Source organism: Burkholderia sp. ABCPW 11, assembly GCF_001523445.1.
Lineage (GTDB): Bacteria > Pseudomonadota > Gammaproteobacteria > Burkholderiales > Burkholderiaceae > Burkholderia.
The window spans coordinates 1-663 of record NZ_LOVM01000042.1; the positions used below are offsets into that span (position 1 = coordinate 1).

Consider the following 663-nt stretch of genomic DNA (forward strand, 5'->3'; position numbering starts at 1 on the left):
GTTCGACGCTTCGCTGCTCACCGACGAGCAGGCGAAGACGATCAAGATGAACGCGATCACCGAATGGTCGGCGCTGCCCGCGACGGAAATGTTCCTGCGCGACAACCAGCACGACAGCGACTTTTCCGCGTTCATGAGCGTGTGGTTCTTCGAGGAGCAGAAGCATTCGCTCGTGCTGATGGAATACCTGCGCCGCTTCAAGCCGGAGATGGTGCCGACCGAAGAGGAGTTGCACGCGGTGCGCTTCCAGTTCGATCCGGCGCCGCCGCTCGAGACGCTGATGCTGCACTTCTGCGGCGAGATCCGCCTGAACCACTGGTACCGCTGCGCGGCCGACTGGCACACCGAGCCCGTCATCAAGCAGATCTACGAAACGATTTCGCGCGATGAAGCACGTCATGGCGGCGCGTACCTGCGCTACATGAAGAAGGCGCTGAACAACTGCGGCGACGTCGCGCGTGCGGCATTCGCGAAGATCGGCGTGCTGATGGCGTCGGCGCGCCGCACCGAGAAGCCGCTGCACCCGACCAACCTGCACGTGAACTAGGCGCTGTTCCCGCGCGACACGGTGCAGTCGCGCCTGCCGGATCCGGAATGGCTCGAGCGCTGGCTCGACGAGCAGATCCGTTTCGACGGCGAGTGGGAGAAGAAGGTCGTCGAGCG

1 pseudogene is annotated in these 663 nt (G+C 63.8%); it reads left to right on the forward strand.

From position 1 onward, the window contains the following. A pseudogene (locus WS61_RS18245) lies at window positions 1–663 on the forward strand (ferritin-like domain-containing protein); the annotation flags it as partial.